Origin of the sequence: Desulfosarcina cetonica JCM 12296, assembly GCF_001311845.1 — a bacterium.
In the GTDB taxonomy this organism is placed as follows: Bacteria; Desulfobacterota; Desulfobacteria; order Desulfobacterales; family Desulfosarcinaceae; genus Desulfosarcina; species Desulfosarcina cetonica.
This window is the reverse complement of record NZ_BBCC01000244.1, coordinates 1-8319: the sequence shown is the minus strand read 5'-3', so window position 1 is coordinate 8319 and position 8319 is coordinate 1. Positions and strand designations below refer to the sequence as shown.

Below are 8319 nucleotides of genomic sequence, written 5' to 3'. Positions count from 1 at the left end.
TGCATGGCCAGGCGGGTTTCGCTGCCGGTAGGCAGGTGGTCCTCGGCCCCTTTGCCCCGGATCCAACGCGTTGCGCGCATCATCAGACGGACCGGCGCTTCCACCACCCGGCCGGTCTGGCGCATAATCCGGATGTGCGTCGGATCGCTTGTCTGCCATATCTCGGAAAAACGCCGCACCACCGCGTCCATGGGCAGGTGGCCCAAGGCCTCCCGGACCTGTTGCTGCTGAACGGTGCGCAATCCGTCACGGTAAAGTTCCAACAACTGTCGCGAATCCCGGGCCTCCTGCACAAACGCACCCGCCTGGTCGACCACGTCCGTAAAAATGGAACGGTTCAGGGCCCCGCGCACGGCCCTGGCATCCATGGCGGCCAGCGCCGCCATCAGTCCCGGTCCATCGACGTCCACCGGAGTCAACGTCATGGGACGGCTGCCTTCGGCGACGCGGTTATCCTCGTCGGCACGGTAAACGCCCAATACATGCGCCTCGGCATGGTCGCCATACAGGTTGGCGGCCACCGTGCCGGCGTGGGCGCGGACCTCGCTCGCCGAGAACCCCGGATCGACCCGGTAGACCAGAAAACAGTCCCGCGTGCCCACGGCGGTCAGCATGCGGGCAATGAAATCGGTATTGTCGCGGTTGTTGTAGTTGGCGTTGGTGAAGATGTAGATCAACACATCGGCGGCCCGCAGGGCGGCTTCGGCCATGTCCCGATTCTGGTAGCTGCCCCGGGCGCCGGTATCAAAGTCGGGCGTATCCACCAGGGCCACGTTGGCCGGCAGGTTTTCGGCATAGTGGAGCAGCGTCTCGCCGGGGGTGGCCAGCAGGGTCTTGTCGGTCAGGGGCTGGGGCAATCCACCGAAAGGCTCAAAGAGCACACCGGCGATGCCGGGGGTCTGGCGATGACCGGCCCCAAGGGCCAAAAGCAGGCGGCGGTTGATCCCGGCGCGGCCACCGGTGGGAGACAGGGGTTCGCCGACTAGGCTGTTGAAGAGCGTGCTTTTGCCCGACGATCCGCCACCACAGATGGCCGCCACCAGGGGGAATCCGGAAGTCAGGCGGGGCAGGAGGCGCTCCTCCACGGCCGCCCGCCAATGGTCGATGGCGGCGTGGGATTCCAGGCCAAGCATCCCGGCAAGGGTTATGGCATCGGATTTCAAACACGCCAGGGCATCGCTGGTGCCATCAGCATAAAGTGGGTCCACCCGTCAAGGCCTCCTTTTCTGGTAAGCTCCCTTAGCATACTTCACCCCTCGAGGGAACGGTTGACAGGCCTCGCCGGGCTTCCCATCTTCCATGAGCAAGCAATCGATTCACGGAACTTGCGAAACCGAATTGAAAAGCGAGGACGATCATGGCCTGGACGCGCATCCCCGGTCTGCCCGGCAAGCTCTATGTGCCGGATGCCGGGCCATCCAAGAAAAAGCACGCCTGCGCACGTGTTATGCCTGCCAGTGGTGCGATGAAACCCGCTGCGAGGTCTGCCGCGCCAACGCAGGCCAGGAATCGCCACCGATCAAAGACGACCCCGCTCAGCGCTGAAACTGATCCCAGAACGCCCGTCCTGCCTGGGATTGAGGGTCTCCGCCGGCTCCGGCGGGGGTGGCGGTACGGAAGGCCCGGAAGGTCCCTGCCCGCTTTGCGGCCGGACGCCGCGCAGCCGGCTGATGCGATCGGCCATGGGGGGATGGGTGGAGAAAAGGCTCTGCAGGCTTTTGCCGGAAAGTGGGTTGACGATGAACATGTGCGCCGTCGACGGGTTGGCATGCATGGGAATCCGCCGGGAATAGCCGTCCAGCTTCTCCAGGGCACTGGCCAGTCCCTCGGGAGAGCCGACAATGCGGGCACCGGTGGCGTCGGCCAGGTATTCGCGGGAACGCGAGACCGCCATTTGAACGATCATGGCGGCGATGGGCGCGAGGATGGACATGACGATCATACCGATGGCACCCATGCCGCCACCGTTGTTGTCGTCCCGCTGCATCCCGCCGAAGAGGGCCGACCAACGGGCCATGGTGGCCAGCATCATGATGGCGCCGGCCATGGTGGCGGCAATCGTGCCGATCAGGATGTCACGATTCTTCACGTGGGCCATTTCGTGGGCCAGCACCCCCATCACCTCCTGGTGATCCATCAGGTTGAGCAGGCCCTGGGTCACGGCCACCACGGCATGCTCGGGATTCCGGCCGGTGGCGAAGGCGTTGGGTGATTCCTGGGGAATGATGTACACCTTGGGCATGGGCAACCCTGCCTGACGGGCGAGGGTTTCGACGATGCCGTAAAGGTCGGGCGCCTGCTGGGGCGTGACTTCACGCGCCTGGTACATCTTCAACACAATCTTGTCCGAATACCAATAACTGAAAAAATTCATTCCGGCGGCCAGCACCAGGGCGATCATCATTCCCTGACGACCGCCCAAAAGGTTGCCCACAACCATGATCAGTATGGTCATGACGGCCAGTAAGAACGTGGTTTTGAGCTGGTTGCCCATGTCATTTTCTCCTTGTTGCGTGAATACTGTCGTTTTGATTGAAAGCGTCACTTCAGGCGTGCTCAAAAATAACACCGATTCAGGTGAAGGCAACCACGCTCCCATCGGGAGGATCCATCACCACAAATTTTCAATGGAATAACGAGCAAGAATGTCAAATATCCAATGAAAAATGCCAAATGGTGGTATTCTGACGATCTATAATCGATATCAGCCTTCAATTGACATTTGGATTTTGGCATTTGGCATTGATTGATCCCAAACGCTGGGTTTCTGATCACACCAACAGCAAAGATGAAATCCAAATGCGGTTACCCGGACAATCCGGCCATCACTGCTTTACAACCCCCCGATTCGGTGTTAAATTCAGCGAATCGTAAAGTCAGCCTGCAGGGCAGCCTATCTTTAACAGAAAAGCGTTTCGGGGAAAAACCATGGACTACATCAAAATTAGATTCGGCGGCAATTTTGATCCCACCGGCCAAAATTTGGGCAAGACCATCCAGGAGATATTCCGGCCGCGCCCCATCAATCCCATGTTTTCATCCCGCGAGCACATGTGGACGCCGCAGATGGATATTTTCGAAACCCCGGATGAAATCATGATCTGGGCGGAAATCTCCGGTGTGGAAAAGGACGACCTGGACCTGGAGATCAACTCCCGGGCGGTGAAAATTTCGGGTATCCGCCGGGAGATGCCCCGCGTGCCCAATGGAACCTACCGGCTAGCTGAAATCCAATACGGCCGCTTTGAACGGATTCTCTACCTGCCGTCGCCGGTGGACACCGAGGTGGTTTCCTCAAACTTCACCAACGGGCTTTTGAAGATTCGCATCGCCAAACTCAAGCTCGACCAGGTTCACAAGATCCCCATCAGTGACGAGTAGCGCCATCGCGCGACCGTTTACCGCACGTTCGTGCGCATTGCCCATGCAAACGGGCCTCCTGGCGCCTCACCCATTCAGACCCTTTTCAAGGAGGGCATATGCAAGACAAGCAACCATCATTGGACTACAATACCCAAAATTTACCGACCGTGCTCCCGATCCTGCCCTTGTTCGATGCGACCTTGTTCCCCAAAATGGTGTTGCCTTTGGTGGTCATGAAGGGGGAATCCGTTCACCTGATCGATGAGGCCATGGCCAAGGACCGCATGATCGGTCTTCTGGTAGCCAAGAAAAAGGAGAACGTCAAACCGGATCCCGAGAGCGGGGACCTGGCCACCGTCGGGACCGCCGCCCTGATTCTGAAAATGGCCAAGACCGAGGACGACCGGGCCCAACTCCTGGTGCAGGGACTCAGCCGTTTCCGTGTCAAGGCCTTTCAGAAGGACAAGCCCTATCTGATGGCCGAAGTGGAGTATTTCGACGACGTGGACCGCATGGACACGGAGACCGAGGCGCTGATGGCCAATGTGCTCAAACAGTTCAGCCGCATCGTGCAACTTTCACCGGGCCTGCCCCAGGAGATGGCCTCCATGGCCACTTCCATCAAGGAGCCCGGCACCCTGGCGGACATGGTCGCCTCGACGATCAACTCCTCGGCCGAGGAGAAGCAGCAGATCCTTGAAATCCGGGATTCCACCAAGCGTCTCACGGCGGTCACCAAAATGGCCAACCACCAACTGGAGATCCTCGAACTGGGCAACAAGATCCAGTCCCAGGTCAAGGGCGACATGGATAAGCGCCAGCGCGAATACTACCTGCGCCAGCAGCTCAAGGCCATCAAGGAGGAGTTGGGCGAAACCGACGAGTCAGCGGTGGAACTCGAGGAATACCGCACCAAGATCAAGGAGCGCCACCTACCCGAGGAGGCCGTCAAGGAGGCCGAGCGGGAATTGGACCGCCTGGGCCGCATGCACCCGTCGTCGGCCGAATACACCGTGGCGATGACCTATCTGGACTGGCTCACCGAACTGCCCTGGGCCCTCAGCACGGAAGACAACCTGGATATCGCCAAGGCCCGCAAGGTGCTTGACGAAGACCATTTCGGCCTCGAAAAGGCCAAGAAGCGCATCATCGAATACCTGGCGGTGAGAAAACTCAAGCCCGATTCCAAGGGCCCGATTCTCTGTTTCGCCGGCCCCCCCGGCACCGGCAAGACCTCCCTGGGCAACTCCATCGCCCGGGCCCTGGGACGCAAGTTTCACCGCATCTCCCTGGGCGGCGTACGCGACGAAGCCGAAATTCGCGGCCACCGGCGCACCTATGTGGGCGCCCTGCCCGGCCGCATCATCCAGGGACTGCGGCGGGCCGGCTCCAACAACCCCGTCTTCATGCTCGACGAGATCGACAAGGTGGGATCCGATTTCCGCGGCGATCCTTCGTCGGCCCTGCTCGAGGTGCTGGACCCGGAACAGAACTTCTCCTTCTCGGATCACTACCTTGACGTGCCCTTCGATCTCTCCAAGGTGATGTTCATCACCACGGCCAACGTGCTGGAGACGATTCCCTCGGCCCTGCGGGACCGCATGGAGGTGCTCGAACTTCTCGGCTACACGGAGGACGAAAAGGTCAAGATCGCCTCGCGCTACCTAATTCCGCGCCAACGCGACGCCCATGGCCTCAAGGCCAACCAGATCAGCTTCAACGTGGGCGCCATCCGGCACATTATCTCGGGCTACACCCGCGAGGCGGGCCTCAGGAACCTGGAACGGGAAATCGCCACCATCTGTCGCGGCGTGGCCGCCGGTATCGCCGAAGGCAAGCTCAAAAAAGCCACCATCAAGGTCGGCGACTTGGCCGGCTATCTGGGACCGGTCAAGCTCCAGCCGGAAGCCAAGGCCCGCATGACCACCCCCGGCGTGGCCATGGGACTGGCCTGGACGCCCGTCGGTGGAGACCTGCTCTTTATCGAGGCCACGGCCATGAAAGGCAAGAAGGGGCTCATCCTCACCGGTCAACTGGGGGACGTGATGAAGGAATCGGCCACGGCCGCCCTCTCCTTCATCCGCGCCAACGCCAAACGCCTGAGCATTGACGAGGATTTCTTCGACACGCACGATATCCACATCCACGTGCCCGCCGGCGCCATTCCCAAGGACGGGCCATCGGCGGGCGTCACCATGCTCAGCGCCCTGGTCTCCCTGCTGAAGGGCAAGACCATCCGCAAGGACTTGGCCATGACCGGCGAGATCACCTTAAGGGGCCAGGTGCTGCCCGTTGGCGGTATCAAGGAGAAGGTCCTGGCGGCGCATCGGGCCGGCATCAAAACCATTCTCCTGCCCAAATGGAACGAGAAAGACCTGATCGACATCCCCAAGAAGGTGCGCGACGACATCGAGTTCCACTTCATGGAAAAAATGATCGATGTGCTCAAAATCGCCATTGGTGAGTAACGCCCGATGCAGAGAAATACGCCGCTGACATCCCGATCTTCATCGAATCGACCCTCATCCGACCGAATCAAGGCAGGACGCGGGATGCCCCTGTCGGGCATCCTCTTTCTGCTGTTTCTTTGGGCATGCGCCACCCCGGTACTGCCGCCGTCCACATCGAAGACGTCGTCCGTGCCCTCAACCCCATCCCCGACCCTACCGGGCCAACCCAAGCCGTACCGGGTCTACGGCAAGTGGTACACACCGATGGCCGATGCCCGCGGATTCTCCCAAAGAGGCGTGGCCTCGTGGTACGGTCGGGATTTCCACGGGCGGCGGACCTCCAGCGGCGAGATCTATGACATGTACGCCATGACGGCGGCGCACAAGACCCTGCCGCTGGGCACCTGGGTCCGGGTACGGCGGGTGGATACCGGCAAGGAGATCGTCGTGCGGGTCAACGACCGGGGACCCTTCGTCCACGAACGGATCATCGATCTCTCCTACACCGCCGCCAGGGAACTGGCCATGGTGGGGCCTGGCACGGCCCCGGTGGAAGTCGTGGCCCTGGGTGAACGCCGGGAAACCGCCACGGGCGAGACCTACGTTCCCATGGATTACTACAACGGGTCCTTCACCTTCCAGGTGGGCGCCTTCGCAAGCCGTGAGAATGCCGAACGCCTGCGCCTGCGTCTGGGAAAACGCTTCACCAACGCCCACGTCACGCCTTTCGATCGCGGCGACGCGGTCTTCTACCGGGTTCGGGTCGGACGCTGCAAGGATCTTGAATCCGCCGAGCAGTACGAACGCTACCTGGCCAGCAACGGCTATCCGGATGCGTTTCTGGTGGCTGAATGAATTCAGCCAGTGTTAAGCGTTAAGCGAATGCCTAAACGTCTACCGGACATTGATACCATCTTCTTAGACCGTGACGGGGTCATCAACGCGGATTCCCCGGACTACATTACTTCCCGCGACGCGTTTCACCCGCTGCCGGGCAGCCTGGCGGCGATTGCGCGGCTGATCCGATGCGGCTGCCGGGTCATCGTCATCACCAACCAGTCGGCGATCAACCGCGGCATGCTGCCGCTGTCGGAACTGACGGCGATCCACGCCCGCCTGCGCCAGGGCGTCCAAGCGCTGGGCGGCCGGATCACCGATATCTACTTCTGCCCGCACCGGCCGGACGAGGGCTGCGACTGCCGCAAGCCCAAACCGGGAATGATCATCCAGGCCAGCCGGCAGCACGGCATCGATCTATCCCGCAGCATCATGGTGGGCGACAGCGCCAAGGATATCCTGGCCGGCAAGGCGGCCGGCTGCGCCCGCACCCTTCTGGTAAAGACCGGCAACGGGCTGCAGGCCGTCGCAGCCCTGACCGAGAACGGCACACCGCCGGATCATGTGGCCGCCGACCTGGCGGCGGCTGCGGAATGGATCCTTGGCCCAAGCACCAGCACGTCCACACATCCATGACCGCTTCCCCGGATATCCGCCTCACCGGCCGCATCGCCCACGTCACCTACCACAATCCGGGCAACCACTTTACCATCGCTCGGCTGCGGACCGACGAGAACCAGCGCCTGATCACCATCAAGGGAACCCTGCCGGAACCCAAGGTCGGCGAATCCATTGAACTATGCGGCCGCTGGGAAGACCACGCGCGCTATGGCCAGCAGTTGCGGTTCCACACCTTCAAGGCGATTCTGCCGGCCACGGTGGATGGGATCCGCAGCTATCTGGCATCCGGTCTCATCAAGGGCGTGGGGCCCCGCCTGGTGGATCGGCTGATCAACCATTTCAAGGCCGAGACCCTGGCGGTGATCGCGTCGGCACCGGATCGGCTCACGGAGGTGGAGGGGATCGGGCCGAAAATCGCCCGCCGGATCATCGATGCCTGGCAATCCCACCACGCCGCCCGGCAACTGATCCAGTTTCTGGAGACCTGCGAGGTCGACGGCGCCCATGCGGCCCGCTTGCTGCGCGCCTACGGCAATGACGCGGTCGAGATCCTGTGCAACGATCCCTACCGCGTGGCCGCTGACCTGCCCCGCATCGGCTTCATGATTGCCGATGCCGTCGTGCGCCATGCCGACACGCCCGTGGATGAGGTGGATCGGGCCAAGGCCTGCATGCGCCACCTCTTCGAGCAAGCCGTTGACCAGGGGCATGCCTATATTGACCGGGACGCGCTGTTCAAGGCCTTACAGGAGGCGTTCGCCATTGACGCGCATCTCGCCAGCGGCGCCTTGGAAGAGCTCATTCAGGCCGAGGAACTGGTCGTCAACGATGCGATCCCGGAAGTTGCTTCATCGCCGATTTTCCCCCGCCAGCTGGACCGGGCCGAAGCGATCATTGCCCGGCGCATCACGGCCATGCAGGCGATTCCCCTGCAGGCAACGCCGCCAGACCGAGGCGAGATCGCCGATGCCTTGCACGGCACCCTGGCCATCACCCTTTCCGACCAGCAGGAGGCCACGCTGACCCAAATCCTGGGCCACAAGGTCTG

8 protein-coding genes are annotated in these 8319 nt (G+C 61.6%); 6 read left to right on the top strand and 2 right to left on the bottom strand.

Going from position 1 to position 8319, the window contains the following annotated elements; genetic code table 11:
- On the bottom strand, positions 1-1208 hold a 1208-nt coding region (locus JCM12296_RS30525; protein WP_172684193.1), incomplete at its 3' end, for a P-loop NTPase family protein.
- A gap of 91 nt (positions 1209-1299) precedes the next feature.
- Here JCM12296_RS30525 and JCM12296_RS30520 point away from each other — a divergent pair.
- Complete coding sequence (locus tag JCM12296_RS30520) at positions 1300-1545, top strand: hypothetical protein (protein ID WP_054700951.1); 246 nt, start codon at positions 1300-1302, stop codon at positions 1543-1545.
- Here JCM12296_RS30520 and htpX read toward each other — a convergent pair.
- Positions 1520-2494: a zinc metalloprotease HtpX gene (htpX, locus tag JCM12296_RS30515; protein ID WP_157068039.1), complete on the bottom strand. Its 975-nt coding sequence runs from the start codon at positions 2492-2494 to the stop codon at positions 1520-1522. The two genes, JCM12296_RS30520 and htpX, sit on opposite strands and share 26 nt — an antisense overlap.
- A 434-nt stretch (positions 2495-2928) precedes the next feature.
- Between htpX and JCM12296_RS30510 the strand changes: the two genes are divergently transcribed.
- From JCM12296_RS30510 to JCM12296_RS30490, 5 genes are all read left to right on the top strand, one after another.
- Complete coding sequence (locus tag JCM12296_RS30510) at positions 2929-3381, top strand: Hsp20/alpha crystallin family protein (RefSeq protein WP_054700948.1); 453 nt, start codon at positions 2929-2931, stop codon at positions 3379-3381.
- A 98-nt stretch (positions 3382-3479) separates the two neighbouring features.
- Entirely contained in the window at positions 3480-5831 is a 2352-nt protein-coding gene (gene lon, locus JCM12296_RS30505; protein ID WP_054700945.1) for an endopeptidase La, read from the top strand.
- Between the two features lie 84 nt (positions 5832-5915).
- On the top strand, positions 5916-6668 hold the full coding sequence (locus JCM12296_RS30500; protein ID WP_054700943.1) for a septal ring lytic transglycosylase RlpA family protein: 753 nt from the start codon (positions 5916-5918) through the stop codon (positions 6666-6668).
- Positions 6669-6695: 27 nt separating this feature from the next.
- The gene (gene gmhB, locus JCM12296_RS30495) at positions 6696-7286 is read left to right on the top strand and encodes a D-glycero-beta-D-manno-heptose 1,7-bisphosphate 7-phosphatase (protein ID WP_054700940.1); all 591 of its coding nucleotides are present in this window, start codon (positions 6696-6698) and stop codon (positions 7284-7286) included.
- Positions 7244-8319: helix-hairpin-helix domain-containing protein (locus JCM12296_RS30490; RefSeq protein ID WP_218188367.1), on the top strand; the 1076-nt coding region annotated here is incomplete at its 3' end. The genes gmhB and JCM12296_RS30490, both read left to right, overlap by 43 nt.

Coding starts and splice junctions, on each gene's coding strand:
- JCM12296_RS30520 (WP_054700951.1), top strand. CDS start 1,300: ATGAGCAAGCAATCGATTCACGGAACTTGCGAAACCGAATTGAAAAGC.
- htpX (WP_157068039.1), bottom strand. CDS start 2,494: ATGGGCAACCAGCTCAAAACCACGTTCTTACTGGCCGTCATGACCATA.
- JCM12296_RS30510 (WP_054700948.1), top strand. CDS start 2,929: ATGGACTACATCAAAATTAGATTCGGCGGCAATTTTGATCCCACCGGC.
- lon (WP_054700945.1), top strand. CDS start 3,480: ATGCAAGACAAGCAACCATCATTGGACTACAATACCCAAAATTTACCG.
- JCM12296_RS30500 (WP_054700943.1), top strand. CDS start 5,916: ATGCCCCTGTCGGGCATCCTCTTTCTGCTGTTTCTTTGGGCATGCGCC.
- gmhB (WP_054700940.1), top strand. CDS start 6,696: ATGCCTAAACGTCTACCGGACATTGATACCATCTTCTTAGACCGTGAC.